The organism is Vibrio sp. HB236076 (genome assembly GCF_040957575.1).
Lineage (GTDB): Bacteria > Pseudomonadota > Gammaproteobacteria > Enterobacterales > Vibrionaceae > Vibrio.
Map to the genome: position 1 here is coordinate 2,349,344 of NZ_CP162601.1, position 26,685 is coordinate 2,376,028.

The following is a 26,685-nucleotide window of genomic DNA, read 5'->3' on the forward strand; positions in this document are numbered from 1 at the left end:
GCTAATCACCCATGACTGCCAAGGTTGATGACACCAGGTCATGCTTTTTTACCTTGGCAGACTCACCCAAATTCCCTGAAATCTAAGCCATTGATGACAGTTTAGAATCAGGGCGGTGAAGGGAAAGGATTGGAGGACGAAAATAAGCGGTGAAGGAGTATGAAATCATGCCAGAGTGACAGGCTTTAGGGTGAGAAACTGTGACAACAACAGGAAAAAATCGAGGTTTCGGTACGTAAAAAGCGCGTTGAAGAGAAAACTCAACGGATAAAAAAACAGCCCGCTTAAAGCAGGCTGTCATACGTTAATACACAACAAATTAACTGGTTAAATCGTCAAAGAACTTTTTCACGCCTTGGAAAAAGCCTTCTGATTTAGGCTTGTGTTTGTGGCCCGAATCACCGCCACATGACTCATCAAATTCACGCAATAAGTCTTTTTGTTTGGTGCTGAGTTTAACCGGTGTTTCAACCACAAGTTTAACAATCAAATCACCGACACCAGCGCCGCGAACATTTTGTACCCCTTTGCCACGCATGCGGAACATACGACCGGTTTGAGTTTCTTCCGGTACTTTTAAGCTGACGCGGCCATCTAACGTAGGGACTTCGACTTCACCACCCAGAGCAGCCATTGCAAAGCTAATTGGCACCTCACAGTGTAGGTTATTGCCATCACGATCAAAAATGTGGTGCTCTTTAACGTGAACTTGGACATAAAGATCACCGGCTGGCGCCCCCATTTCCCCGGCTTCGCCTTCGTTGTTCAAACGAATGCGATCACCCGTGTCGACACCGGCTGGGATTTTGACATTCAGCGTTTTTGTTTCTTGCTTGCGACCTTGACCATGACAAGAGTTACATGGGTCTTTAATGATCTTCCCTTTACCATTACAGGTTGGGCAGGTTTGTTGAACCGCAAAGAAACCTTGGCGCATTTGCACTTGGCCGTGCCCATGACAGGTACCACAGGTCTCTGGTGTCGAGCCTTTTTTCGCCCCACTGCCATCACAAGTGTCACAGTGAACCATAGTCGGAACTCGGATCTCTTTCGACACACCGCGTACGGCTTCTTCTAAGGTCAACTCCATGTTGTAGCGAAGATCGGCACCGCGCTGTGCTCGCGCTTGGCCGCCACCACGTCGACCACCGCCGAAGATATCACCAAAGACGTCACCGAAGATATCGCCAAAGTCTGCGCCGCCGCCACCGAAGCCGCCGCCGCCATAGCCGCCTTGGCCTTGCTCAAACGCAGCATGACCATATTGATCGTACGCCGCTTTTTTCTGAGCATCGGTTAGAATTTCGTACGCTTCTTTTACTTCTTTAAACTTACCCGCCGCTTCTTTGTCACCAGGGTTTCTATCCGGGTGGAACTTCATTGCCAGACGCTTATACGCCTTTTTAATGTCGCGCTCAGAGGCGTCTCGGCTTACGCCTAATACTTCGTAAAAATCACGTTTTGACATAGTTTCAGTCACCAATTGCTACTTCTAACGGCAGTTCACCGCTGTGTGGTTTATATCGTTCTAAGCAAACTGATCAGAGTGTCTTAATCCGTTTGCTTAGAGCGATATTGTGGACAAATAGACGGGCGTAAGAGTTACCCCAAACGCCCGTTAACGAAGAAAAACATCGTCTTTTCGGCAAAGAAGAACTTTGCCTACTCAGATTCAATTATTTTTTATCGTCTTTTACTTCTTCGAACTCAGCGTCAACAACGTCGTCATCAGCTGTGTTTTGCTCGCCTTGAGCGCTTGCACCCGCTTCCGCTTGTGCTTTTTGCTGTGCGATTTCCATTAGTTTTTGAGACGCTTCCATCAGAGCTTGAACTTTCGCTTCGATAGCTTCTTTGTCTTCGCCTTTACGAGCAGTTTCAACTTCCGCAATCGCCGCTTCAATCTTCTCTTTGTCTTCAGCAGGCAGTGCATCACCCGCTTCAGTCACTTGCTTGCGAGTTGCGTGAACCATTTGGTCTGCTTGGTTACGCGCAGAAGCGAGCTCTTCGAACTTTTTGTCCGCTTCTTTGTTTGCTTCTGCTTCTTGAACCATTTTCTCGATTTCTTCGTCAGACAAACCGCCAGAAGCTTGGATAGTGATCTTCTGCTCTTTACCTGTTTGCTTGTCTTTCGCAGACACGTTCAAGATACCGTCAGCGTCCAAGTCGAAAGTTACTTCGATTTGTGGCACACCACGTGGTGCAGGCTGAATGCCTTCTAGGTTGAATTGACCTAGAGACTTGTTGTAAGTCGCTTGCTTACGCTCACCTTGCAATACGTGAATCGTTACTGCGCTTTGGTTATCTTCTGCGGTTGAGAACACTTGATCCGCTTTAGTTGGGATTGTAGTGTTTTTCTCAATCAACTTCGTCATTACGCCGCCCATGGTTTCGATACCAAAAGAAAGCGGAGTTACGTCAAGAAGAAGAACGTCTTTCACGTCACCGGCAAGGACACCACCTTGAACTGCAGCGCCAATCGCAACCGCTTCATCAGGGTTAACGTCACGGCGAGCTTCTTTACCGAAGAACTCAGCCACTTTCGCTTGTACCATTGGCATACGTGTTTGACCACCGACCAAGATAACGTCAGTGATTTCACTCACAGACAGGTCAGCGTCAGCCAGTGCCACTTTAAGCGGCTCAAGTGAACGTTGAACAAGATCTTCAACCAATGACTCAAGTTTGGCACGAGTCACTTTCACGTTCATGTGTTTAGGACCTGTTGCGTCTGCCGTTACGTATGGCAAGTTAACGTCAGTTTGCTGTGCTGAAGACAATTCGATCTTCGCTTTTTCTGCCGCTTCTTTAACGCGTTGCATCGCAAGTGGGTCGTTGCGAAGGTCGATGCCTTGCTCAGACTTAAACTCGTCAACCAAGTAGTTGATCATACGGTTGTCAAAGTCTTCACCACCTAGGTGTGTATCACCGTTGGTTGCAAGAACTTCGAACGTTTGCTCGCCTTCCACTTCATCGATTTCGATGATTGAGATATCGAAAGTACCACCACCAAGGTCGTATACTGCGATAGTGCGATCGCCGCCTTTCTTATCTAGGCCGTAAGCCAGTGCCGCTGCGGTTGGCTCGTTGATAATACGTTTTACTTCAAGACCGGCGATACGGCCAGCGTCTTTTGTCGCTTGACGTTGAGCGTCGTTAAAGTAAGCAGGAACTGTAATGACCGCACCCGTTACTTCTTCACCTAGGTAGTCTTCTGCAGTTTTCTTCATTTTCTTAAGAACTTCTGCAGAGACTTGTGGCGCAGCCATTTTTTGGCCTTTCGCTTCAACCCAAGCATCGCCATTGTCAGCTTTGACAATTTTGTAAGGCATGATTTGAATATCACGTTGAACTTCTTCGTCTTCAAAACGACGACCGATCAAACGCTTAATTGCAAATAGCGTGTTTTCAGGGTTCGTAACTGCTTGACGTTTAGCAGGTTGACCGACAAGTGTTTCACCGTCTTTGGTGTAAGCGATGACAGAAGGCGTAGTACGCTCACCTTCAGCATTTTCAATTACACGTGGTTTGTCACCGTCTAGAACTGCTAGACAAGAGTTAGTCGTACCTAAGTCAATACCAATGATTTTACCCATCAGGCTATCTCCGATAAATTCTATTTTCGTTTGGCTATACCCCATATATGGGGATGGACATTGGGCTTTCAACCCTTACTAACAAACAAAAATAATTAATGTTTGTTTCGCTTATGCCACATAGATAAGGGCGTCCACTTGCTTTTCAAGGGATACCAATAAAAAAAGTTCACTAATTTTAAAAAAATGCCTTTAAGACGGCTAATTTGTGTCAATGAACCGCTTAAATGTTTTAGCTATCACTCTATTTTTCAATAACTAAGGATTGAGTCATTACAAGCTTTCACGAAAAAATTGAATCGTGAGGACGGAGTGATAAGCGCAATTAAATCAAGATCAGCTGAAAATAAACAAGCCGGCTCAACGTCAGTCGAGCCGGCTTGTGATAAAAAGCAAGGCTTAATGGATTACTTAGACACCATCACCATGGCTGGGCGAATAACGCGGCCATTGAGTTCGTAACCTTTTTGCATCACGAACATCACGGTGTTCGGTTCGTGATCCGCACTTTCTTGAATTGACATCGCTTGATGATACTCAGGATTGAACGTTTCACCTTCTGGGTTGATTTCTTTCAGGCCAAACTTAGCGATGGTGTCAACAAATGACTTGTGTGTCATCTCCACACCTTCAAGCAAAGGTTTTACCGCTTCAGCTTCGGTATCTGCCGCTTGAATTGCGCGCTCTAAGTTATCGATAACCGGTAAGAGCTCTTCGGCAAATTTATTCAGTGCAAATTTACGCGCTTTGTCAATTTCTTGCTCACTGCGGCGACGGACGTTTTCCATTTCCGCTTTGGCACGCAAGACAGAATCTTGTTGCTCTTTCACTTTTGCTTCGCTGGCAGCTAATGCAGCTTCGAGTTGAGCAATTTGACTGTCTTGCTCAACATTGGCTTCATTCCACTCAACATCGGCGTCAGAACCCACGATCTCAGCTTCTGTCTCTTCAACCACTTCGACTTCAGGTTGCAGTTCTTCATCTTGAATTTTCTTATCTTCGTTGCTCATGATATCTCCAGAATTCAACGCTATGCCTTTCACACCTTTTAAGTTATGTTTCCTATAAAGGCATAAAAATTCGCTTATTGAGGTAACTTGCCTTTATTATGGGGACGATGTTTCCCGATTCAAGTCCTTAGACCACGGAAAAACTATGAAAAAAAACTTTAACGTGATCGCCATTATCGGTAAACCCCGAGATCAAAAAGCCATTCAAACCCATCGCGATTTATATCACTGGCTGACTAAGGCCGGTTACCAGGTCAAATTCGATGATCGCCTCGCGGATCTATTGGCTGATCTTCAAGGGGTTTCATTCATGAGTTTGCTCGAACTCAGTCAACACGCCGATTTGGCCATTGTGGTTGGTGGCGATGGTAATATGCTCGGCGCTGCGAGAATTTTATCTCGTTCGAGCATTCATGTCATTGGGGTGAATCGCGGCAACCTCGGTTTTTTAACCGATTTAAACCCCGAAGAATTCGAGCAATCACTCAGTGAAGTCCTCGCCGGTGAATACGTGCTTGAGGAGCGCTTTTTATTAGAAGCGGAGGTACACAGACACGGAGAATTAAAAACTCGCAACGCCGCCCTCAACGAAGCTGTGTTACACCCAGGCCAAGTGGCACACATGATCGAGTTTGAGGTTTATATTGATGACACGTTTGCGTTTTCTCAGCGCTCAGACGGGTTGATAATCTCAACGCCCACCGGTTCAACGGCATATTCGCTGTCTGGCGGCGGGCCAATTTTATCGCCCAGTCTCAATGCCATCTCCCTGGTGCCGATGTTTCCACATACCCTATCGAGTCGTCCTTTAGTGGTCGACAGTAAGCGACGCATTAAACTGGTAGTATCGCCCAATAACCGCGGTACACAAGAGGTGGTATGTGATGGGCAAGTATCCCTTTCTGTGAACCCCGGCGATGAAATACACATTTTTCAAAGTCCCAATGTGTTACACCTCGTTCACCCTAAAGACTACAGTTACTATCACGTATTACGCAGTAAATTGGGCTGGTCGAGTAAACTTTTCTAAGCCGTCGAGCGGTTTAACTTCTGATTCAACCGAACCTTTGAACATAAAATCAACCACTTAGATTGGTCACCCATCATCGCACTTTAAAAAAACGTTGTCGTATCTCGAAACATAAACAACGGATTTTAAAGTGCTTTTTTATGCTCATCACAAGCATTACCCCATACAACATTCTTAGATCAAAATCACAATTTTCACTTAGACTATTTACTGTATAAAGGAACAGTATATACTGTACTCATACACAGTATGATTCTTTATACAGGACTTGTCTTATGCTGGCTCATCTAAGCGTCAATAATTTTGCGATCGTCAAATCACTACAACTCGAGCTTTCATCTGGAATGACCACCATTACTGGGGAAACCGGTGCCGGTAAATCCATTGCGATTGATGCCCTTGGACTGTGCTTAGGTGGCCGTGCTGAAGCGAGCATGGTTCGTCAAGGCGAGGAGAAAACCGAGGTCAGTGCCGCGTTTTTGCTCGATAATAATATCGCTGCTAAACGTTGGTTGGAAGACAATGAATTACTCGAGGGGAAAGAGTGCATTTTACGCCGTACCATTTCTAAAGAAGGCCGCTCAAGAGCCTTTATCAATGGTGCGCCGGTTCCGCTTTCTCAACTCAAAGCCCTTGGACAACTCTTGATCAACATTCACGGTCAGCACGCTCATCATCAGTTGATGAAAAGCGACCATCAAATGTCGATGCTCGATCAATACGCCAGCCATCACGGTTTGTTAAAGCAAACACGCCAGGCTTATCAATCTTGGCGCCAGGCTGATAATCATCTGAAAAACCTCAAAGAAAATAGCTTACAAAACCAAGCACAAAAGCAGCTCTTAGAATACCAAATTAAAGAGCTCAACGAATTGGCGATTGGTGAAGACGAGTACGAGCAGCTTGAGCAAGAGCACAAACGCTTGTCTAACAGTGGTGATCTCGCGATGGCCAGCCAACAAGCGATTGACTTGCTGTATGAAAATGATGACGTTAACGCGATTGCTTTATTGCAATGTGTGAGTCAAACCTTGATCCAGCTTGCCGAGCTTGATGAGTCACTGAAAGAGTTACCAAACATGGTTTCCGAGGCGATGATCCAGCTGGAAGAAACCAACAATGAGCTTCGCCATTATTTGGATGCCATCGATGTCGATCCGCAGCGGATGGCCTTTGTTGAGCAGCGCTACTCTAAAGTGATGTCTTTGTCGAAAAAGCACCAAGTTGCTCCTGAATCACTGTATGAGCATCACCAGCAATTGCTCAGTGATATCGAACTGCTCGACAGCTCTGATGACCGATTAGAAGCGTTGCAAGAAGAAGTTGAACAGCACTATCAAACTTTCTTGCAAGCCTCAGAAAAACTGCATCAATCCAGACTGCGTTACGCGAAAGAGCTCAACACACTGATCACCCAAAGCATGCATGAACTCAGCATGGAAAAAGCGCAGTTTGCCATTGACATCAACTATGATGAACGCCGCCCTTCTCCAACCGGTTTGGACAACCTTTGCTTTATGGTATCGACCAACCCAGGCCAACCATTACAGCCGATTGCCAAAGTCGCTTCGGGCGGTGAGCTTTCTCGGATTTCTTTGGCTATCCAAGTCATTACGGCGCAAAAAGTCGACACACCAAGTCTGATTTTTGATGAAGTCGATGTGGGAATTAGTGGCCCTACTGCGGCGGTTGTCGGTAAAATGCTGCGTCAACTTGGTCAATCAACTCAGGTATTGTGTGTCACTCACTTACCACAAGTGGCAGGCTATGGGCACGAGCAATTATTTGTGGCCAAAGACACGCGCGATGGGCAAACCGAAACACAAATGCGTCGCCTAAGCCCGCAACAGCGCATCGAAGAGTTAGCGCGTTTACTCGGTGGCAGCCAAATAACCGAATCGACACTGGCCAATGCACGCGAGCTTTTAATTGCCGCGTAATCTCCTCTCCATGACAAACGCCCCAATGCAACGGGTAATCACAAGGGGCGTTTGATGAAAAAAGTGCATCAACCTGACTTATCCCCCACGAATAATGGGAAATTATTTGCAACTTCTCGGTAATTCTGTAGTCTCAACAGCGGTTACAAGGAAGTCTATCGGCAGGTTACCATCCGATTTTTTGCATTGTACGTTACCCCATAAGCGGGTTTTCACTGTGGTGCTCAAAACCATCGGGCTTTAATCGGTATGACACCGTTACCCGTAACCCATAAAGCCGCTAACCTAGCCAAAAGCGGATGTTAATTTGGGGCGAACAAAGCTACGCCCTTATGCGCTTTTTTTATCCCGTAAGGTTCTCAGTCAATCATTGGGGTTGGTATTATCACGTGGGCTTGTTTATTATCAGCGCAGTACTCAGAGGTTTCGAAAGAAGAATTATGCAATCAAAGAAGTGGCTTATTACCATTCCCCTATCTATGGCCTTATTGTCTGGCTGTTCCGTACTCGAAAAATTGGTTTACCGCATTGATATCAATCAAGGTAATTATGTTGAGCAAACCGCGGTCGATAAACTTCGCTTTGGCATGACGATGAAGCAAGTCCAATACGTGTTAGGCTCGCCAATGTTGGTGGAAAATGGCTATCCGAATACTTGGTATTACATTTATCACCATACAGAAAATCACGAAGAGTCTGTGCAAAAGAACCTGATAGTAAACTTTAATGATGAGGGGTTACTCAAAACGGTCTCTGGGGACTTTAAAGTCAGTGACCACTTCTTTGAAGCTTTGCAATAACATTTAAAGGCTTTCATTGCCTTTGCAAAGCAACCCAAACATGTAAGGCACCATGACGGTGCCTATTTTTTATTCTCATTTTTAGCTTGCTCGGCACGCTTGCGGCGAATTTCTTTTGGATCAGCAAGAAGCGGCCGGTAGATCTCAATTCTATCTTGGTCGCGAACGTTGGCATCGAGTTTGATGTTGCGGCTAAACACACCCACTTTGTTTTTATCGAGATCAATCTCTGGGAACGCCTCTAATATCCCAGACTGTTCGATAATAGAACGTACTGTCGCCTCTTGGTTGACCACCAATTTGATCACTCTTTGTTCGTGAGGCAACGCATAGACAACTTCGACATGGATCATGGTATCTGACATTAGAGGTACACCTGCTTAGCACGCTCGGTAAAAGCGTTGACCATATTATTGGTTAATTCATTGAAGATTCGACCAAAAGCCAATTCGATCATTTTACTAGAAAATTCAAAATCCAGTTTTAATTCCACTTTACAAGCCGTATCATCAAGCGGAGTGAAATGCCAACCACCCGACAGTGATTTAAAAGGGCCATCAACCAGTTTCATCAATATAGCTTCGTTTTTGATCAATGTATTGGCAGTCGTGAAAGTTTTACTGATCCCGGCCTTGGAAATAAACACAGATGCCACCATCGCCTGATCACTGGTTTCTAAAATTTTGGCATCGGCACAACCGGGTAAAAATTTGGGGTATTGAGCAACATCGTTGACCAAATCGTACATCTGCTTGGCACTAAATGAGACCAAGGCAGAGCGACTGACTTGCTTCATAACCTCTCCTATCTAATCCTTTTATCTGCTTAGGATTTTACTTTTATTCGCACATAGCGTAAATAAGGGATTTCCTATGCGAGAAGCAATCCGTATAATGTGGTGATTATGGCAAAGAAAAATACAAAATCAAAAGCCGGTAGCAATACTATCGCGCTCAATAAAAAAGCTCGCCACGAGTATTTCATCGAAGATGAAGTTGAAGCTGGCATTGAGTTACAAGGCTGGGAAGTGAAGTCACTTCGCCAAGGCAAAGCAAACATCGCGGAGAGTTACGTGTTTATGCGTGACGGTCAGGCGTTTATTAGTGGTATGACGATTACCCCTTTAAACCAGGCGTCAACTCACGTGGTCGCGGAGCCGACTCGGGTGCGTAAGCTGCTAATGTCTCGTCGCGAACTCGATAACCTTTTTGGTCGCATCAACCGCGAGGGGATGACATTAACCGCGCTTTCTCTTTACTGGTCTCGTTCTTGGGCTAAATTAAAAGTTGGCGTCGCGAAAGGTAAAAAGATGCACGACAAACGCGAAGACATCAAAGATCGCGATTGGCAGCGTCAAAAAGCACGAGTAATGAAAAGCTCACTGCGTTAAACTTAACCACTTGATTGCTATAGTGCTAGACAGGTAATAAATTTCTGGTACTATGCATTCATACCTTGGGGCTGATTCAGGATTCGACGGGAATTTTGCAGTCTGAGGTGCATGCCGAGGTGCGGTAGGCCTCGTTAACAAACCGCAAAAAAATAGTCGCAAACGACGAAAACTACGCACTAGCAGCTTAATAACCTGCTCAGAGCCCTTCTGCCCTAGCTTCCGCTTGTAAGACGGGGAATTACAGAAGGTCAAACCAAATCAAGCTGGCGTGGATTCCCCCACCTGAGGGATGAAGCGTAAGATACAATTCAGGTTAGCTATTCGTTGGCGTGTCGGTTCGCAGGCGGTAGTGAAATTAAAGATCGACTAAGCATGTAGTACCAAAGATGAATGGTTTCCGGACGCGGGTTCAACTCCCGCCAGCTCCACCAAACGTTTGGAAAAGGCCACCTTAGGGTGGCCTTTTTTGTATCTAAAAGTACTGAGATTCAACTAGTTGTAAACCTCCCCAAAACACTGGTCATTAGCAATTAGAGTTTTCTGTTTACAATGAAACAAACCATTAACGCCCCACTCCCTATCGCAGCTTTCATAGCTAAAATAATCCATTCTGCTCATCAACAATTTTGACTTACAAGCTATGCGTAATTATTTACTCATAAAGAGTCTCGCCATACATTAATGTGCAATACTTTACTCACAACTTGAAAGAAAATGACTTTAAGAGTAAAGTTTTACTCATTGATAAGTAGAGGTGTTGTCGATGGAAGAACTAACCATACAAGCTTTTATCAGAGGTGAATGGATAGATATTGGTATCATCTCATTCCCTAAAAGTAGCCAACATAATTTCCGAGTGACTGAACTCAACTACCTCAGCGACTATGCACTAGAACATCACGATAAAGATGACTTTCACGCGGTTTCACTCAGTCACCCTGTCTCATTCTTTTTTGATGACATGGGTAAACCTGGATGGTTAAAGTTTCTAGACGATATTATGCCTAGTGGCGCGAGTAGACGATACTGGGTCAAACACCTAGATATTGACGACCTTAGTTCTGATGAACAAGACTATGTTTTGCTCAAGTTTGGCACAATATCGCCTATTGGTAACTTAAGAGTAAAAGACTCTCTTCCTGAGCGCTACGAAGTAGCAGACAACCTCTACTTCTCTATTGATGATGTTAAAAATCGAGCTGGTGATTTCCTCGACTATGCACAGCAAAGAGGGGCAGCCGCAGGTGGTGCAACAGGGGCTGGAGGTGAGGCGCCAAAGCTGATCCTCCGATGTGGTTTCGATCATGGATCTGGCAGCGAAAAAATATGGATTGATCCATACCAAGATGACAATAGTAACCACGACTTACATTACTTAGTGAAGTACCCTAGAGGCTCAAAAAGCACCATTGATTGTAATATTCTAAGAGCTGAGTTCTACTTCTACCACGAACTCACTGAAATGGGAGTTGAAACGATCTCCACCGACGGTATGCGCTTAGAGGAAGGATTAAACTACCCTTCCTTGTGGCTTCCTCGATTTGATGTTCAAATTAATGAGCAACAAATAGAGAGATTTGGCATGGAATCTGTGTATTCCATTTTGAACAAAGGCGCTGGGGTCACTCTTGATCACGAAACAACCATCCGAACTCTCATAAAAAAAATGACTCAAAGCAATATGGTTAAACACCAAGGGTATAGGTTTGATACCCAAGCTTTCGTCATTGAATGGGTGAAAAGAGATCTACTCAACATCTTGTTTGGTAATAGTGATAACCATGGCAGAAACACTTCATTCTTAAAAGGTGATGGCGTCATAAAGCTTGCTCCTGTTTACGACTTCGCACCAATGAAAGCTGATCCTGAGGGCATTCCAAGAACAACAAAATGGAAAGCCCCACTAGAGGTTGGCGGAACTTACGACTTCGTAGGAATAGCGGACACCTTATCTGATCTCGTGCCAAAAGAAGTGTTATTACAAGAACTAAAGGTTACTGCAAGTAAATGCATTGATTTAAAGCAGAGACTCGCATTACGAGGAGTACCAGAACAAATCTTAGAGATGCCAGCCGTTGGACTTAATCATATATCAGAAAAGCTCACTAAATGGGGGCTACTATGAATAAACCAAGCAATAAAGAGTCCGTACAAGATACCGTTGCTCGTCTAAGAGCAAACCGAAATCAACATCAGCCCAAGATTGGGACGGATGCAACTCATTCGACCAAAGAACGATCGCAACTTAACACTCCGACTAGATCGAAAACCTCAAAAAACACCAAAGCAGTAAGTGCAGCAGAACGCAAAACCGAGGCAAACAAAATCATCAAACACTTATTGCTTGGAGAGCTAACACAAGGCCAAGCGTTAAGAAGTTTACGCATTAATATACTGGGACTCAAACAGGATGTGTTCGCAAAACTCGTTGGTGTCTCAAGGAAAACACTCTCAGATATAGAGAATGATCGGGGCAGCTACAATACAGAGATTCTCAACAAGGTATTCAAACCATTTGGTTTAAAAGTCGGAATGCTACCTTCTTCTCCTGATGTGTTAAAATCGCTACTCATAGATGGTGAGGCTGGGTAAATCAGCGCTATTGCTTTAGAATAAATTCTTATAACAAGCTAGCATTTTTAAATGATTTAGGAAAACACGGCGCAGGTTTAGTTCCTTTTGAAGCAGGAAATTTGATGCAACACCAAATTGGCAGCATCAATATAAGTTATTGAATTTATTGAAATTTACTAACCATCTTAACGCCCGACAGTCCACAAAAAGCGAGGGCGCTGCCGCTTGGAGCATCCTCAACCTATCCACACACCTTATGCGCGAAAAAACGTCGTGACCACCAACCAATACACGACCAGCGCCGCCAACAAAAACCAGGAAACATAAAAAATGGGATAAGGCATCTGACCACTGGTGGAAATATAACGATAAATGGAAACGATCGCGCTCACGACTAAAGAGCCAGCAAAACTCAAGGATAGATAAGTCAACCCTTGACTTGCCGCCAGTGTTAATGCCGGGTGATGCTCTGCACTAAAATAAAACACCGAAAACATCATCAACTGCCCGCCAATAAACACCTGAACCAACAGCACACCAATAAATGACCAAACAGACACACCACCTCCTTGTTTTTATACATTACATTTTTTATGAGCTACATTTTTATAGACTCAGCTTGTGTCGACAAAACCCAGATTCGTTTGCCCGTAATCACAACCCAATGCGACTTCATCGCGGTGACGATAAAGCCGCGCTTGTTTGTTTAGTCTGACTGAGCCTCAATCCACATCACACCAACTTGTGTTTTAACCACTTTAACTCGCTGCCCTTTTGAAAGTGATTGCTCACTTTTCAATTTCCATTGCACACCAGAATAGGCATAAAACACTTGCTCGCTATCCTTATCAACGGGTTGCTCTAAAACAAAAGAGAGCTGCGCAAAATCAGAGGCAGTCTGTTGAGAAACCGGCTTATTTTGCCACTGCTTTAATGGCTTCCACAGCACAACCGCAAAGCCCAGTGTCAACACCAATACCGACCACAGAGCGGATTTCACGTTGATGTCTAACCAGCCCAGTGACATGGCCAGCCCCGTAGCCAGTAATGCCAACCCAACAAAAGAGAAAATAAACGTCGAAAAACCGAGAATGGCCACCTCAATCACTAAGGTCACCACACCGGCCACAATCAAAAGCTGGGGTAAATAATCGATCAAATACAGCAAATTAAGACCCTTTTGGTGTTTTGTTTAAGGCATTGATGATACTCATCCCCTGTGCCACTAACGAACTGGCATCGGTGCCACTTTCAGGTAAGAGCACCACCGAAGACTCTTTGGCAATCGCGTGTTTGGCCTCGATGGCTTTGGTGGCCAAATCAAGTTGAATCGCTTTTTGACCTTCATCCGTATTGGCCGCATCCCCCACGGTTTTTAGTGCTTCTGCCTGAGCATTCGCCACGGCAATAATCGACTTTGCTTCACCTTCTGCCCTTAAAATTTGTTCCGCTTTATCCGCTTCAGCCGATAATACACGAGCCTGTTTTTCCCCTTCAGCAACATTGATCGCCGCTTGTCGGTCACCTTCAGATTCTAATATCTGCGCCCGTTTAACCCGCTCGGCTTTCATCTGCGCTTCCATAGACTCCATGATCGATTGCGGTGGAACAATGTCTTTAATTTCGTAGCGAAGCACTTGAATACCCCAAGGCTCTGACGCCACATTAATCGCTGATACAATATTGGTATTGAGTAAATCACGCTCTTCAAACGTTTTATCAAGCTCCATTTTACCCAGCTCAGAACGCATCGTTGTTTGCGCCAATTGCGTCACCGCAAAGGCATAATCATCGACGCCATAGGTGGCTTTGTAAGGATCCAGTACACGAAAATACAAAACTCCATCAACAATCAATGAAATATTGTCTTTGGTAATGGCGGATTGAGAAGGCACATCTTGCGCTTGTTCTTTTAAGCTACGTTCAGCAGCGACTTGGTCGATAAACGGCACGATAAAATTAATCCCAGCCGTTTTGGTGGAATGATATTTACCAAACCGCTCCACTAGCCACGCTTGGTTTTGGGGAACAAACTTAACACTGCTCTTTAACACCAAAACAATAAGAATAAACAGAGCAATGGGAATGAGATTATTAACAATTAACGCGACAGGATAATCCATGATTCAGTCCTTATACATAAAGTTACCTATATAGTAATACAAGCACATCATTAAGGATGAGTTAAAGATCGAAAAAACAACACCGCCGCCATCAACAATACAAAAAAGCCTCATCACACGATGAGGCATCAAAAAAATCAACTTAGTCAAAAACCAACCGCGTTTTTGGGCACGCTCAATTACGCCTGCGCTGGCTCTAACTCGACCGGTTTTGACTCATCGCGAGTGATGCGATTTAACCTCGGGGCAAGTAACAACATCAGTAGTGCAATCACGGCTGTCGAATACCCAATCTGACCAAAAACATCGGCATAAATAGACAAAGAGCGATGAGGATCGTCAATATCACTTGGGACTGCCGTCAGGCTTGCTACCCAACCCGCAACGACAGCGGCGCCGGCCGTGGTCAAAAACCACATCCCCATGGCAAAACCCATCATTCGCTGTGGAACGAGTTGTGCCACCATCGCCAGCCCTAGACCAGACACTAAAAGCTCACCGATCGATTGGAAAAAGTAACTGGCCACTAACCAGTTAGAACTGATCAAGCCTTGTGAATTGGCAAAAGGGGCTCCCCACGACAAGATCAAAAATGATAATGCGCACAACATCATGCCGACAGCAAACTTAAATGGCATCGAGAAGCGCTCACCCAGTTTGGTATACAAAATCGCCAAGAGTGGGCTGGCAATCATAATCCAAAATGGGTTCAAAGCCTGAAACTGCTCCGGCTGGGCAGAAAAGCCTAAAATATCATGGCTCACATTGTGAATGGCAAAGAAGTTGAGCGACGTTGGCATTTGAAAATAAAGAACAAAAAATACCACGCCCTGTAACATCAAGATAAAAGCCACCACCATTTTCTTACGCTCGATTCCCGAAGAAGCCAACACTTCCTTAAAGTAATACGCGACAATCAACAGCGAAGCGACAACCAAAATACCGTGTGCGAGCGTTAAGTTTTGCAAGAGATAACTGCACAAAAAGCTCGCGCCAAGAGTACCGGCCAATACCGCCAACATGGCTGTTTTTTTGACAGGCTGTAAGTCAGCAGGTGAGCCAACATTGTTGAGCAGTTTTAAGCAAACGACGAAATTCACCACGGTAATCGCCAAACCAATTGCCGAGACACCAAATGCCAGCCCATAGCCCGCTTTTTCAGCGACGACTGGGGTCAATACCATTGAGATTAACGAGCCGATATTGACCGCCATGTAATACAAAGTAAACGCGCCATCGAGACGAGGATCGTCCTTTTGATAGGCTTTTGACAACAGGCTTGATGGGTTCGCTTTAAACAGGCCGTTACCGACCGTAATAAACCCCATCGCCAAATAAATAAACGTTGTACTATGCTGTGAGGTATTGGTCGAAACCCCCAACAATAGGTAGCCGAACATCATGACTAAAGCACCAAAAGTAATCGCTCTTTTGGTCCCTATCACTTTGTCACCTAACCAACCGCCTGCCGCAACAAAACCGTAGAGCAAAGCTGAAAACGCGCCAAATAGCACAAATGAGTCAGACTCACTCATTCCTAAAATTTTCACTAAATAAACGGTGAGAATGGCCTGCATGCCGTAAAAACCGAAACGTTCCCAAAACTCGATCGAGAAAATCAGATAAAAGGACTTAGGTTGCTTGAATATATTCAAGTCTGACATAGATACTTCCTATTAATAGCCGAGAGATCGGCGCTGTATGTGTCAGCTGCTTATCATTCACATGCCAAAGAAAACGAGGAGTTTGTGGACGCAAAAGGCGGTTATAACGATGAAATAAGCAGTGGCATTGGGTTCAAACCTAGGATTGACATAGCCTTAACGATAGGTAATCACTTACTCCTACTTCATGGTATAACCAAGTGACTTTAAAATAGCAATGGCTTTATTTTCTTTCCAAAACAGAGTGAACAAATCCCCACCACTTCGATAAAAAATCAAACAGAAACATTGATTTAAACAATAAACAAAGATTATTAAATTCACCAAAAGAATTTATCTTTCTGTCCTCCTCACCACCTATCACACCACTGATCCTGTGATGAAATATTGCAGAACTTTGTGAGAAATTTATGAGAATTCGATGAGTGTCCTGTGTGATTTTTTACAACTTCAATACCAAGAATCACACCGCCGACAAACATTATTACAGCTGAGCCATGACCTGAAGACGCCACTTTCTAGCGTATTGGGTTACCTTGAAACCTGGCGATTGCAACCGGGCAATAACAACCCACTTATCGATGTCGCTCACCGCAACAGCTTAAAACTGTCCAAACAACTCCAGAGCATGCTTACACAGGCCAAACAACAAGCCCCTATGCCACGTTATCACTATGTGCCACTCAACCTAGAGACCCTCATCGAACACTGTACTGAGAACATTCTCCCTCAATTTTATCGTCGACATATTGAGTTAGAGATTAAAACCGAAAGTGACCTCCGTATTATCGGAGATAAGGCACTCTTAGAAAGACTGCTTAATAACTTATTCGACAATGCGTTAAGGCACAGCCCCAAAGGAGGGAAGGTGATCTGCCGAGCAAAAAGAGTATCACAGCAAGGTTTGATTGAATTCAGTATCGAAAATAACATCGATATTCACGCGGACAAAGGCAGTCTCGGGATTGGAATTCATATTGTTCAATCCATCTTAATGTTACATCACAGCCACTTACAAACAGAACAAACGGCGCAGCGCTATCGGCAGCGGTTTTGTTTGCTTGATGCCTAAACCTGACATGTGAGACTTCCCCGTGTGACGACGCAAGGCGAGAAAAACGACCGAACACAAGAGTAATAAAAATTCACCCTCGCTAAGAAACGACTCACATTTTCACGCCCGTTTATCGATGACTACACTTTATAGCGGTTGGTTTCACTTTCTAAGTTTTCGGCAACGTCCGACAACTCATGAGCTACTTGAGCAATATTTAAGGACGCGTCTGAAATTTCACTAGCGCGATTTTCCAACAGGGATATGGTCTCATCAATGCGCTCAATATTTTGACTTTGCGATTGGGTTGATGTGGCAATATCCGCACTCATGCCACTGAGCTTTTCGATACTTATCTGTAAGTCACGCAAACTGTGGTGCACGTCTTCTACTAACTCTATCCCCGACTCTGCCGATTTGTTCGCTCTTGTCATAGACTGAGCAGACAGTTGAACGGTTTCCACTAATTGATTCATTTTCGTAGAAATAGTCACGGTACTTTCTTGGGTGCGAGAAGCCAAACTACGCACTTCGTCAGCGACCACAGCAAACCCTCGGCCATATTCCCCAGCTCGCGCAGACTCAATCGCCGCATTTAATGCCAATAAATTGGTTTGTTCTGCGATCGAGTTAATCACCTCTAGCACCGAGCTGATTTGTTCTACGCTGGCTTGTAACGATGCCATTGATTGCGAAGAATCTTGTAATTCATTGACCAGTTGTGAAATGTTGTCGACCGCATTGGTGGCACGATTAGAACAATGTTCGGTATTATCTCTTGCTTGCTGGGCTTCCGTTAACGCCACCTCGGTTTGATCGTTAATGCTATAGACTGCACTTTTAAACTCACTCACCGATTGACGAACTTGCGCAACAGAGCGTTTTTGCTCATCTAAGGTGACTGAGGTTTGCTCTATTGTCGCACCTAATTCCGTACTGCTTGAAGCAATGCGAGCAACCGAGTCTTTGACATTGCCAAAAACACTGGCCACTTGAGAAATAAATTGATTAAAGCCACTGACACTGCGCTGAATTTCTGGTGTTGTGCTTTGATCTAAACGCGAGGTAAGATCCGCCTCACCTTGAGAAAGCGATTCAAATCGAGTTGCTAATACATTCAGCGGCTTAGTCAGGGTATTGGCAAACATTAATGATAGTAGTACCGCAACCGTAACCACACAGATAATGGTAATTGCCGCAGTTTGCCAAATATAACCTCGTGTTTGTTCTAGATTGGCATAGGCTTCTGCTTTATCAATATCGGCCATAATGGCCCAACGGTGCGACCCAACGTCTATTGGCGCAAACGCACTCAGTACCGGTATACCGCGATAATCATCGTGAATATCAAAGCCAGACTCTCCTTGTAAAGCTAGGTCTACGGACGATGATAACGCTGTTTGTAAAATGATCGGGCTATTTTTTAATTCAATTTCACGAGCAAGATCCGCATCTTGAACGCGAATGTCATTGAGATAATCTTGGCGATGCTCAATAAAGAAACGACTGTTACTACGCCAAGTGTGATCTTGTCCCACCAAGTAAACTTCACCAGTTTGACCGAATCCCCTACTCTGCCATTGCTTATTTTGGGTTAAAATATCATTCACTTTGTCGATAGGAAATTGAAAAATCAGTACGCCAAGTAACGCATCATCGTGATATATGGGCGCAGAAATAAAACTAGCTGCTTGATTGTACGAGGGTAAATACTTTTTAAAATCCGTTATATAAGTTTCTCCCTGCTTTAAAGTCAGCGCTTGGTGATAGGCTTCTGCAATCCCCGAATTGCGATAGGGTCCGCGGTCTAAACTGGTCGCGAAATCTAACTCTTTAAAAACACTGTAAACAATATTGCCTTGCTTGGGCTCGACTAAAAAAATGTCATAATACCCAAACTCTTGCAAAAACTTACGGATAGTCGGGTGGTATCTTTGATGTAACTGATCATACAAACTGCCATCGTCAATGCTATCAAGTTGATCCTTGTGGCCTATTGAGCTTGGATTCAAGGCAATAAATTGAGATTGTAATGCAATCGCCGTAGGAGAAAGAGACTGATAGAGCAGCGAAGTATCCACGGTTTGACGATTAATTTGTTCAAACTTGGCTTTGAACTGTTCCCGATAGTAACGCTTGATAGCTTCTATATTGCCTGCGTCCTCAGGAAAATCGTCAAACGCCTGAGTGAAGTCACTGATAGCCTCTTTAATAGACACATCTTCGGCCATCACAATCGCTTGCTTCTCAATGGTATCGAGGTAGTGCTTTAGCTCACTAGATACAAGCTCTCTTTTTGCAGTTAAATCAGACTTTGCACGTTCAAGCGTATCCTTTTCAATCTGTTTAATCGCAATATTAGAGGTCACCAAAATCCCAACCACACAAGAAAAAATCGATAATCCAGAAATCACAAACAACATTTTTTTCTTCAAGGAAACCATTTTTAATCACTCCCTACCTAACATCGGTTTGAGAAAAGCACTATCGATTCACTTTGCTGTTTTTGACAATTCGAATGTCGCCAAAAAAACAACCACCGTCAAAAAAACAACATTAAAACAACAAAAAAATACATTAAAAGCATAGAACAACAATATGATATTTAACATCATGTTGCGCTCACATTGTCGCATTTTGTCATTTTATTTCACCGTATATGAATCAGTTCAAATTATGGCCACACTGTATTTGAACAACTCGATAATTAAAGCTAGCGTTAAGATGAGAAAACGTTTGATGAATGGGGTCAGTGACACATGGGAACACAACGCTTTGGTTTTATGGCCAATTTGAGTATCAAAAGAAAATTACAGCTTTTGATTGTACTATTTTTGGCGGTGGTCACTGGCTTGGTCAGCTATACCGTCTCTTCTATTAACGCTCAAAAAGGCGATACATTGGTGGTTAATGTTGCAGGTCGTCAACGCATGCTTTCCCAAAAAGTGACCAAAGAATTTTTGTTGGCTTTGCATGCTGCCAAGCAGCAAACTTCACAGCAAGTGTTAGACAGTATTGATAAAAGCCGACAACTGTTTAGCGTTTCTCTAAATGCACTGACCGATGGCGGTACGACCTATTCCGATTTGGGTATGAATAATGCCATCACGCTTCCCCCCGCCCCAGACCACATAAAAACACAACTCGAGATAGTCAATACCCTTTGGCAAGAGTTCCTCCAGCAATTACAAGCGGTGCAACCGGCTCAATTTTCTCAACAACAACTTACCGCCATCAATGATCAAAGCGTTAAAGTTTTGGCCAATATGAATAAAGCAGTAGGCATGTTTTCAGAGTATTCAGACCAAAAAATTTATCGCATGGAGCGTAATCAAATTGTCATCGGAGTGGTGTCGATTATCGTGGCAATATTTCTGTCCTCATTAACTATTTTTTCCATTACTCGTCCACTCAGCCGCATTCTCAATACCACCCAACGCATCGCCAGCGGCAACTTGACCCCTACCCAAGACACGATTATCGAAGGGAAAAGTGAATTTGCATCTTTGACACAAAACGTTGAAGGAATGAGAGCCTCACTACACGACGTGATTGGCGTCGTCAAAGCCAACAGCCGACAAATGGCTCACTCAGCCCAACAAGTGTCGATAGTGTCTGGGGAAATATCTCAGGCAAGCCAACTTGAACAAGAAAGCTCTCAGCAGGTGTTAAGTGCGGTGAATTCTCTGCTCGATACATCAGATAATGTCAGCCAAAGTATTGAGTCAGCTTATCAATTATCGCAACAAACCAACCAACAGGCCGAGCACGGGCTTGATATTGTTAAACAGAGTATCGATGAGCTCAACGTCGCGGTGGGCAGTGTCCACGCCACCGCTGAAGAAATGAATGAGCTAAAAAGTTTCACCGTGCAAATCAACGAAATCACTCAGTCCATTCACAATATCGCTGAACAAACCAACTTATTGGCCCTCAATGCGGCCATAGAGGCAGCGCGGGCGGGCGAGCATGGTCGAGGCTTTGCCGTTGTCGCTGACGAGGTGAGAAACTTAGCCGCCCGAACGTCAAGCTCAAGTGGTGAGATATCAACCTTATTAGAGCAACTGACTCACAAAGTCGAAAGTTCGGTCAACTCAATGCAAAAGGTCGTTACTACCGTTAATCAATCACAAGAAAAGTCAGATCAAACGGTTGTCTCTTTTAATGAAATGAAAACCGGCATCAACCAAACCATGCAAAGTGCGGAAGACATAGCCAGCTCTAACCAGCAGCAAACTGAGCGCCTTAAATACCTGAATAATAAATTAAAAGAGTTATTCTCGGTTTTGGTTGAGAGTACCAGTAAAGCCAGTACGACATCGATGGTGGCAGAAGATCTTTTCTCTATCTCTGAGCAATTAGAGTCGCAATTGAAAAAATTCGACACCCAAGTTGCCACTTCAATCACAAGTAATAGCAACGAAAAGCGTGCTTTCCCTCGGGCAGGCAACAAGTTAATGCTATTTATCACTCAAGGGGAGCAGCGTATCCAAGGACTGACTGATGACATTAGTCTTCACGGCTTAAAAGTACGCTGCTCACAAGAATTAGATAAAAACCAACTCACGGCTCTTGAGCTCTCTATTCCCCAAGCCCTACATGGAAAAATCGGTAATCGCTTAATGCTGCAGGCCAATATTGTCCACAAAGAGCGCTCCGCTCAAGGGTTTTGCTATGGCTTGCAATTTAAGGAGATAAATACTCAAAGTGAAGAAAAAATAAAACAACTCTTCAACTACTTTAAACAGCCTTATTTATTTAACAAATAATAGTTCTGTCCACTCAAAGCTTCAACATAAAATATATAACGAGAAAAAACATTCCCTCTCGTTATATATTTTGTCAGTTTAATCCATTCAATCTACTCATATTCACTCACTCTTCACATTTATATAAGGTATAACACACCCATTTTTTATAACAATTAAACTTAAAGCATTTCATGGTTATAAAAAAACGTTGTAAAAGTTAAAATTATTTTGACAACAATCCTTCTCTATAGGCAAATAATAAACCAGACACATCGCTAGCCCTCACGAAATTGAGGACTTAATCACCTATTAAGGAGTTACCAATGAGTCAGACCAGTATTGCCTATTTCATTGCCGATACCCTCAAACAAGCCGGCGTCAAGAGAATGTGGGGCGTGACCGGCGACTCACTTAATGGCTTAAGTGACAGCCTGAGAAAAATTGGCGGCATTGAATGGTTAGGCACAAGACATGAAGAAGTCGCTGCCTTTGCCGCTGGGGCTGAATCACATCTAACAGAACAATTATCAGTGTGTGCTGGTTCTTGCGGGCCAGGTAACATGCATTTAATCAATGGCTTATTCGATTGTCATCGCAACAAGGTTCCTGTACTCGCAATTGCCGCCCATATCCCCTCTGCAGAGATTGGTACAAATTACTTCCAGGAGACCCACCCACAAGAGCTGTTTAAAGAATGCAGTGTGTTTTGCGAGCTGGTCTCAAACCCAGAACAAATGCCCTACTTACTTGAAACTGCAATGAGGCAGGCCATTTTGCACAATGACGTAGCCGTCTTAGTACTGCCTGGTGACGTGGCCCTGAAAGCGATGCCAGAGGGAGTAAAACCTAAGTGGAATGTACCAAAACCCGCGTCTTATCTCCCCCAACAAAGTGATGTGGAGCAATTAGCCAACGCATTAAACCAAAGCAACAAGATTACCTTAATGGTTGGGGCCGGCATAAAAGGCGCTCACCAAGAAGTCGTTAAGCTGGCCGAAACACTGCAAGCGCCGATTGTTCACGCCATGCGCGGCAAAGAATACATCGAATACGACAACCCGTATGATGTCGGTATGACCGGCCTAATTGGCTTTGCATCAGGCTATCACGCTATGAAAGAAGCCGATACGGTTTTGCTCATTGGTACCAGTTTTCCCTACCGAGCTTTTTACCCAGAAAAAGCAAAAATTCTACAGATAGACCACAATCCAGGCTCTCTGGGCCGACACTGCCAGATTGACTTTGGCGTATTAGGTGAAACGAAAGCGACTTTGCAGAATTTACTGCCTTTCTTAAACGAGAAATCCTCATCAAAACACCTTGATGATTGTGTTAAACACTACAAAGAAACTCGTAAAGATCTCGACCAACTCGCCAACGGAAAAACCGGTAGAGGGCTAATTCACCCCCAATATTTAGCGCGACTGATCAGTGAGCAAGCCGCTGACGATGCGATATTTACCTGCGATGTCGGGACCCCCACACTTTGGGCCGCGAGATATTTACAAATGAATGGCAAACGCCGTCTTATTGGCTCCTTTAATCACGGCTCAATGGCCAACGCCATGTCGCAAGCCATGGGAGCACAAGCAATAGAGAGAGAAAGACAAGTGGTCGCCATGTGCGGTGACGGTGGGTTCTCAATGCTTATGGGGGATTTACTGTCGTTAAAACAACTTGATCTCCCCATCAAAATCATTGTTTTTAATAACCGCTCTTTAGGCTTTGTCGCTATGGAAATGAAAGCCGGCGGGTATTTATCCGATGATACCGACCTCGATAACCCAAGCTTTGCCGCCATCGCCGACGCTTGTGGCTTAAAAGGCATTCACGTTGATGATCCAGAAAAGCTGCCTAGCGCATTGAGCGAAACGTTTGAACACTCAGGCCCCGTGGTGCTCGAAGTCGATACCGCCAAACACGAACTCGCTATGCCGCCTCAACTTAAAGCAGAACACGCAAAAGGGTTCAGTCTCTACATGATGAAAGCCATCATGAACGGACGAGGCGATGAAATCATTGAGCTTAGTAAAACCAACTGGCTACGTTAATGGTGGTTTTATTTTGTTAACCGGTTAAAAGTATAAGCCATATCACGCAATCTCATCCCTATTGGCTTGAATAAGGATGAGATTGTTACTCTCATTCTCTGTTTCTCAACAACAGAGCTCGAGCACTCTTTCCATTCATTGTCATCCCTTTTACACTCTAAGCTCCAGCAGCGCGTCAGGGAGCACTTATGATTCAACAAACCTTACAGCACTATTTTGGCTTTTCTTCTTTACGGCCCGGTCAACAAGAAGTAATCAACAATTTACTGAATAAACAATCGGCTGCCGCCATTTTCCCCACCGGCTCTGGTAAATCGCTGTGCTATCAGTTAACGGCACTGCACTTACCGAACATGACACTGGTTATCTCTCCTCTGCTGGCCTTGATGAAAGATCAACTTGAGTTTTTACACAGCAAAGGGATCGCCGCAGCCAGTTTAGACTCAACTCAAGACAGAGAAGTCAGTCAAGACATCATGAAACAGGCTCGCCAAGGCAAGTTAAAAATACTCATGGTATCGGTTGAGCGCTTTAAAAACGAGCGTTTCAGACAGTTTATTGCCAGTGTGCCTATTTCGCTGTTAGTGGTTGATGAGGCGCATTGTATTTCGGAATGGGGACATAACTTTCGCCCGGATTATTTAAAGCTGCCTGACTATCGACGACAATTTAATATCGACCAAGTGTTATTGCTGACCGCGACCGCGACACCGAATGTCATTCAAGACATGAGTGAAAAATTTAACATCGCCGCCGACAACATCACAGTTACTGGTTTTTATCGCTCTAATTTGAATCTCGATATCTCTCCGCATCCACCCGAACAGCGCTTGAATGCGTTAATTCAACTCGTCAAACAAACCCAACAAAAACCTTGTATTATCTATGTCACACTGCAAAAAAGTGCCGAAGATATCGCCAGTGCTCTGCAAGCGGAGCACTTGCCTGCAAAAGCCTACCACGCCGGGTTAGACAGCGAACGTCGCCAACAAATACAGCGCGATTTTATGAGTGGCGAAACCCCTTGTATTGTCGCGACTATCGCCTTTGGTATGGGGATAGACAAAGCCGATGTCCGCTATGTCATTCACTACGACTTACCAAAATCGATCGAAAACTACAGCCAAGAAATCGGCCGCGCAGGCCGAGATGGGCAGACATCGCAATGTATTATGTTGGCAGACTTACACGACTTGCCCACTTTAGAAAATTTCATCTATGGCGATACCCCAGACAAACCCTCGATCAAAACCGTCATCGATGACATGCAAGCGGCCACTAGGCAGTGGGAATTGATCCTACCGCGCTTATCCAAAGACAGTAACATTCGACAATTACCGTTAAAAACCCTCCTGGTCTATTTGGAACTGCAAGGGGTTATCCAAGCGCAATACAGCTATTTTTCCAGCTATCGGTTTAAATTTCTCGACAGTGAACATGCCATTTTGCAACGCTTCAACGGAGAGAGGAAGCGCTTCTTGGACAAGATTTTTTCATCGAGTAAACGCAGTAAAATATGGTTATCATTAGATTTTGATGCTCTATGGCAACAAGACCAATCGCCTAGGCAAAGGGTGATCGCAGCCTTGGAGTATTTAAGTCAACAAGGCTGGATTGAACTTGAATCCAAATTAATGACCGACGTCTACCTAAAGCAGCCGACCCCGTTCAAGGCCGATGAACTGTGTCAGACATTAAGTCAGTTGTTTTTGCAAAAAGAGCAACAAGAAGTGGCTAGAATCGAATTTATGATCCAATTTTTCTCTCAAACTCGTTGCTTAAGCGCGGCTTTAGCCGACTATTTTTCTGATCAGAAAGCGCCTAAGTCCTGTGGTCATTGCTCTGTGTGCCAAGGTCAAATCGCGCAATTTGACCGTCCTTCTTACCCTGATACCGAACTCTCTACGCTGAATAAATGGTTGTCAGAGTGGCAAAAAGCTTGTCCCTCTCCTTTAACGACCAGAGAAAAAGTCCGTTTTTTGTGTGGCCTCACCACACCGGCGATCACACAGTATAAAGGCGCAAAAATGTCTGGGTTTGGCCGTCTTGCCCATGTGCCATTTCAACAGGTATATCGCCAAATAGAAGAGATAACACAATCAGGATAGACGAAAACAGGAAAACCAAACGTGGCAGAAAACGCGTATTGGGCAAGGGGTAAGAGGTAAGAGGTAAGAGGTAAGAGGTAAGGAAAATTAAGGCATCGCTGGCGAGTGAGAATGTCACTCACCAGCGTGAAGCGAGTTAAAAATCGGCCAGATCGTACCCCGAAGCAAGTAATAGCGCTCGCTCCTGTTTAATCAATACCGCACGGTCTTCAATCAACTCATTTAACGCGCCAAACGGCTTAGTTGCCAACGCGGTAAAGTCATCAAATGAGCTTGCCGCATCAATTTCAGCAAACATAGTCGAAATCACATTACGGGCATCATTTGGGCTGGTTGGGTTTCGAAAGTACTCAACCGCCTTGATGGCTTCGCGCATTTCTTCAAGCAATTCTTGTGGGCTATTATCTTTCGCCACAACCATATAATTATGCAAAACACGCTTTGCGTACAACAGCTCTTTTAGTGGGATATCTCGGCCACTTTCAATTAAAGACTGGGATAACACGGCACTTTCACTCATTGCTTGTCCTTAGAGTTTCAATTTATCTTAGCTTCAGTCTAATTTATTCCTTATCAAAAAGAAACCACCCACCA

General features: G+C 44.4%; 21 protein-coding genes and 1 other RNA gene. 11 read left to right on the plus strand and 11 right to left on the minus strand.

Annotated features, from left to right (window positions below; all coding sequences use genetic code 11):
* Positions 1-319 precede the first annotated feature (319 nt).
* The 3 genes from dnaJ to grpE form a co-directional block, all read right to left on the minus strand.
* Entirely contained in the window at positions 320-1,468 is a 1,149-nt protein-coding gene (dnaJ, locus tag AB0763_RS10290; protein ID WP_306100772.1) for a molecular chaperone DnaJ, read from the minus strand.
* Between the two features lie 208 nt (positions 1,469-1,676).
* Positions 1,677-3,593 (minus strand): molecular chaperone DnaK, encoded by a 1,917-nt coding sequence (gene dnaK / locus AB0763_RS10295; protein ID WP_306100771.1) that lies wholly within the window; start codon positions 3,591-3,593, stop codon positions 1,677-1,679.
* A gap of 407 nt (positions 3,594-4,000) precedes the next feature.
* Positions 4,001-4,603: a nucleotide exchange factor GrpE gene (gene grpE, locus AB0763_RS10300; protein WP_306100770.1), complete on the minus strand. Its 603-nt coding sequence runs from the start codon at positions 4,601-4,603 to the stop codon at positions 4,001-4,003.
* 145 nt (positions 4,604-4,748) lie between these two features.
* On the opposite strand from grpE, the gene nadK reads away from it, so the two are divergent.
* The 3 genes from nadK (at position 4,749) to bamE (ending at position 8,373) form a co-directional block, all read left to right on the plus strand.
* On the plus strand, positions 4,749-5,633 hold the full coding sequence (gene nadK / locus AB0763_RS10305) for an NAD(+) kinase (RefSeq protein ID WP_306100769.1): 885 nt from the start codon (positions 4,749-4,751) through the stop codon (positions 5,631-5,633).
* A gap of 275 nt (positions 5,634-5,908) precedes the next feature.
* Positions 5,909-7,573: a DNA repair protein RecN gene (gene recN, locus AB0763_RS10310; RefSeq protein ID WP_306100768.1), complete on the plus strand. Its 1,665-nt coding sequence runs from the start codon at positions 5,909-5,911 to the stop codon at positions 7,571-7,573.
* A 440-nt stretch (positions 7,574-8,013) separates the two neighbouring features.
* The gene (gene bamE, locus AB0763_RS10315) at positions 8,014-8,373 is read left to right on the plus strand and encodes an outer membrane protein assembly factor BamE (RefSeq protein ID WP_306100767.1); all 360 of its coding nucleotides are present in this window, start codon (positions 8,014-8,016) and stop codon (positions 8,371-8,373) included.
* 62 nt (positions 8,374-8,435) lie between these two features.
* Here the strand turns inward: bamE and AB0763_RS10320 are convergent, their stop codons facing one another.
* Both AB0763_RS10320 and AB0763_RS10325 read right to left on the minus strand, forming a co-directional pair.
* Positions 8,436-8,738 carry an RnfH family protein gene (locus AB0763_RS10320; protein ID WP_306100766.1) on the minus strand — a complete coding sequence of 101 codons (303 nt, stop codon included), beginning with the start codon at positions 8,736-8,738 and terminating at the stop codon, positions 8,436-8,438.
* On the minus strand, positions 8,738-9,169 hold the full coding sequence (locus AB0763_RS10325) for an SRPBCC family protein (protein WP_306100765.1): 432 nt from the start codon (positions 9,167-9,169) through the stop codon (positions 8,738-8,740). Before AB0763_RS10325 ends, AB0763_RS10320 begins: the two co-directional genes overlap by 1 nt.
* 108 nt (positions 9,170-9,277) lie before the next feature.
* Between AB0763_RS10325 and smpB the strand changes: the two genes are divergently transcribed.
* From smpB to AB0763_RS10345, 4 genes are all read left to right on the plus strand, one after another.
* On the plus strand, positions 9,278-9,763 hold the full coding sequence (gene smpB / locus AB0763_RS10330; protein WP_306100764.1) for an SsrA-binding protein SmpB: 486 nt from the start codon (positions 9,278-9,280) through the stop codon (positions 9,761-9,763).
* Between the two features lie 67 nt (positions 9,764-9,830).
* Positions 9,831-10,197: a transfer-messenger RNA gene (gene ssrA / locus AB0763_RS10335) on the plus strand.
* A gap of 332 nt (positions 10,198-10,529) precedes the next feature.
* Complete coding sequence (locus AB0763_RS10340) at positions 10,530-11,891, plus strand: type II toxin-antitoxin system HipA family toxin (RefSeq protein WP_306100763.1); 1,362 nt, start codon at positions 10,530-10,532, stop codon at positions 11,889-11,891.
* Positions 11,876-12,358, plus strand: a complete 483-nt coding sequence (locus tag AB0763_RS10345; RefSeq protein WP_306100762.1) for a helix-turn-helix transcriptional regulator — start codon at positions 11,876-11,878, stop codon at positions 12,356-12,358. The genes AB0763_RS10340 and AB0763_RS10345 overlap by 16 nt, the downstream gene beginning before the upstream one ends.
* 236 nt (positions 12,359-12,594) lie before the next feature.
* Here the strand turns inward: AB0763_RS10345 and AB0763_RS10350 are convergent, their stop codons facing one another.
* From AB0763_RS10350 to dtpA, 4 genes are all read right to left on the minus strand, one after another.
* Positions 12,595-12,900 carry a hypothetical protein gene (locus tag AB0763_RS10350; RefSeq protein WP_306100761.1) on the minus strand — a complete coding sequence of 102 codons (306 nt, stop codon included), beginning with the start codon at positions 12,898-12,900 and terminating at the stop codon, positions 12,595-12,597.
* Positions 12,901-13,046: 146 nt separating this feature from the next.
* On the minus strand, positions 13,047-13,508 hold the full coding sequence (locus AB0763_RS10355) for an NfeD family protein (RefSeq protein WP_306100760.1): 462 nt from the start codon (positions 13,506-13,508) through the stop codon (positions 13,047-13,049).
* Position 13,509: 1 nt separating this feature from the next.
* On the minus strand, positions 13,510-14,463 hold the full coding sequence (locus AB0763_RS10360) for an SPFH domain-containing protein (RefSeq protein ID WP_306100759.1): 954 nt from the start codon (positions 14,461-14,463) through the stop codon (positions 13,510-13,512).
* Positions 14,464-14,642: 179 nt separating this feature from the next.
* Positions 14,643-16,127, minus strand: a complete 1,485-nt coding sequence (dtpA, locus tag AB0763_RS10365; RefSeq protein WP_306100758.1) for a dipeptide/tripeptide permease DtpA — start codon at positions 16,125-16,127, stop codon at positions 14,643-14,645.
* Between the two features lie 421 nt (positions 16,128-16,548).
* Here dtpA and AB0763_RS10370 point away from each other — a divergent pair, with 421 nt between their 5' ends.
* Entirely contained in the window at positions 16,549-17,199 is a 651-nt protein-coding gene (locus AB0763_RS10370) for a sensor histidine kinase KdpD (protein WP_306100757.1), read from the plus strand.
* A gap of 122 nt (positions 17,200-17,321) precedes the next feature.
* Here the strand turns inward: AB0763_RS10370 and AB0763_RS10375 are convergent, their stop codons facing one another.
* Positions 17,322-19,625, minus strand: coding sequence for a methyl-accepting chemotaxis protein (locus tag AB0763_RS10375; RefSeq protein ID WP_306100756.1), 2,304 nt, complete (start codon positions 19,623-19,625; stop codon positions 17,322-17,324).
* Between the two features lie 315 nt (positions 19,626-19,940).
* On the opposite strand from AB0763_RS10375, the gene AB0763_RS10380 reads away from it, so the two are divergent.
* From AB0763_RS10380 to AB0763_RS10390, 3 genes are all read left to right on the plus strand, one after another.
* Positions 19,941-21,950, plus strand: a complete 2,010-nt coding sequence (locus AB0763_RS10380) for a methyl-accepting chemotaxis protein (protein WP_306100755.1) — start codon at positions 19,941-19,943, stop codon at positions 21,948-21,950.
* Positions 21,951-22,255: 305 nt separating this feature from the next.
* Positions 22,256-23,983 carry a ubiquinone-dependent pyruvate dehydrogenase gene (poxB, locus tag AB0763_RS10385; protein ID WP_306100754.1) on the plus strand — a complete coding sequence of 576 codons (1,728 nt, stop codon included), beginning with the start codon at positions 22,256-22,258 and terminating at the stop codon, positions 23,981-23,983.
* 188 nt (positions 23,984-24,171) lie between these two features.
* Complete coding sequence (locus AB0763_RS10390; RefSeq protein ID WP_306100753.1) at positions 24,172-26,091, plus strand: ATP-dependent DNA helicase RecQ; 1,920 nt, start codon at positions 24,172-24,174, stop codon at positions 26,089-26,091.
* A 136-nt stretch (positions 26,092-26,227) separates the two neighbouring features.
* On the opposite strand, the gene AB0763_RS10395 is transcribed toward AB0763_RS10390, so the two are convergent.
* On the minus strand, positions 26,228-26,611 hold the full coding sequence (locus AB0763_RS10395) for a hypothetical protein (RefSeq protein ID WP_306100752.1): 384 nt from the start codon (positions 26,609-26,611) through the stop codon (positions 26,228-26,230).
* Between the last annotated feature and the right edge of the window lie 74 nt (positions 26,612-26,685).

What these genes read in the sequence shown, in the direction of transcription:
- dnaJ (WP_306100772.1), bottom strand. Translation starts at nt 1,468, where the DNA reads ATGTCAAAACGTGATTTTTACGAAGTATTAGGCGTAAGCCGAGACGCC.
- dnaK (WP_306100771.1), bottom strand. Translation starts at nt 3,593, where the DNA reads ATGGGTAAAATCATTGGTATTGACTTAGGTACGACTAACTCTTGTCTA.
- grpE (WP_306100770.1), bottom strand. Translation starts at nt 4,603, where the DNA reads ATGAGCAACGAAGATAAGAAAATTCAAGATGAAGAACTGCAACCTGAA.
- nadK (WP_306100769.1), top strand. Translation starts at nt 4,749, where the DNA reads ATGAAAAAAAACTTTAACGTGATCGCCATTATCGGTAAACCCCGAGAT.
- recN (WP_306100768.1), top strand. Translation starts at nt 5,909, where the DNA reads ATGCTGGCTCATCTAAGCGTCAATAATTTTGCGATCGTCAAATCACTA.
- bamE (WP_306100767.1), top strand. Translation starts at nt 8,014, where the DNA reads ATGCAATCAAAGAAGTGGCTTATTACCATTCCCCTATCTATGGCCTTA.
- AB0763_RS10320 (WP_306100766.1), bottom strand. Translation starts at nt 8,738, where the DNA reads ATGTCAGATACCATGATCCATGTCGAAGTTGTCTATGCGTTGCCTCAC.
- AB0763_RS10325 (WP_306100765.1), bottom strand. Translation starts at nt 9,169, where the DNA reads ATGAAGCAAGTCAGTCGCTCTGCCTTGGTCTCATTTAGTGCCAAGCAG.
- smpB (WP_306100764.1), top strand. Translation starts at nt 9,278, where the DNA reads ATGGCAAAGAAAAATACAAAATCAAAAGCCGGTAGCAATACTATCGCG.
- AB0763_RS10340 (WP_306100763.1), top strand. Translation starts at nt 10,530, where the DNA reads ATGGAAGAACTAACCATACAAGCTTTTATCAGAGGTGAATGGATAGAT.
- AB0763_RS10345 (WP_306100762.1), top strand. Translation starts at nt 11,876, where the DNA reads ATGGGGGCTACTATGAATAAACCAAGCAATAAAGAGTCCGTACAAGAT.
- AB0763_RS10360 (WP_306100759.1), bottom strand. Translation starts at nt 14,463, where the DNA reads ATGGATTATCCTGTCGCGTTAATTGTTAATAATCTCATTCCCATTGCT.
- dtpA (WP_306100758.1), bottom strand. Translation starts at nt 16,127, where the DNA reads ATGTCAGACTTGAATATATTCAAGCAACCTAAGTCCTTTTATCTGATT.
- AB0763_RS10370 (WP_306100757.1), top strand. Translation starts at nt 16,549, where the DNA reads ATGAGTGTCCTGTGTGATTTTTTACAACTTCAATACCAAGAATCACAC.
- AB0763_RS10375 (WP_306100756.1), bottom strand. Translation starts at nt 19,625, where the DNA reads ATGGTTTCCTTGAAGAAAAAAATGTTGTTTGTGATTTCTGGATTATCG.
- AB0763_RS10380 (WP_306100755.1), top strand. Translation starts at nt 19,941, where the DNA reads ATGGGAACACAACGCTTTGGTTTTATGGCCAATTTGAGTATCAAAAGA.
- poxB (WP_306100754.1), top strand. Translation starts at nt 22,256, where the DNA reads ATGAGTCAGACCAGTATTGCCTATTTCATTGCCGATACCCTCAAACAA.
- AB0763_RS10390 (WP_306100753.1), top strand. Translation starts at nt 24,172, where the DNA reads ATGATTCAACAAACCTTACAGCACTATTTTGGCTTTTCTTCTTTACGG.
- AB0763_RS10395 (WP_306100752.1), bottom strand. Translation starts at nt 26,611, where the DNA reads ATGAGTGAAAGTGCCGTGTTATCCCAGTCTTTAATTGAAAGTGGCCGA.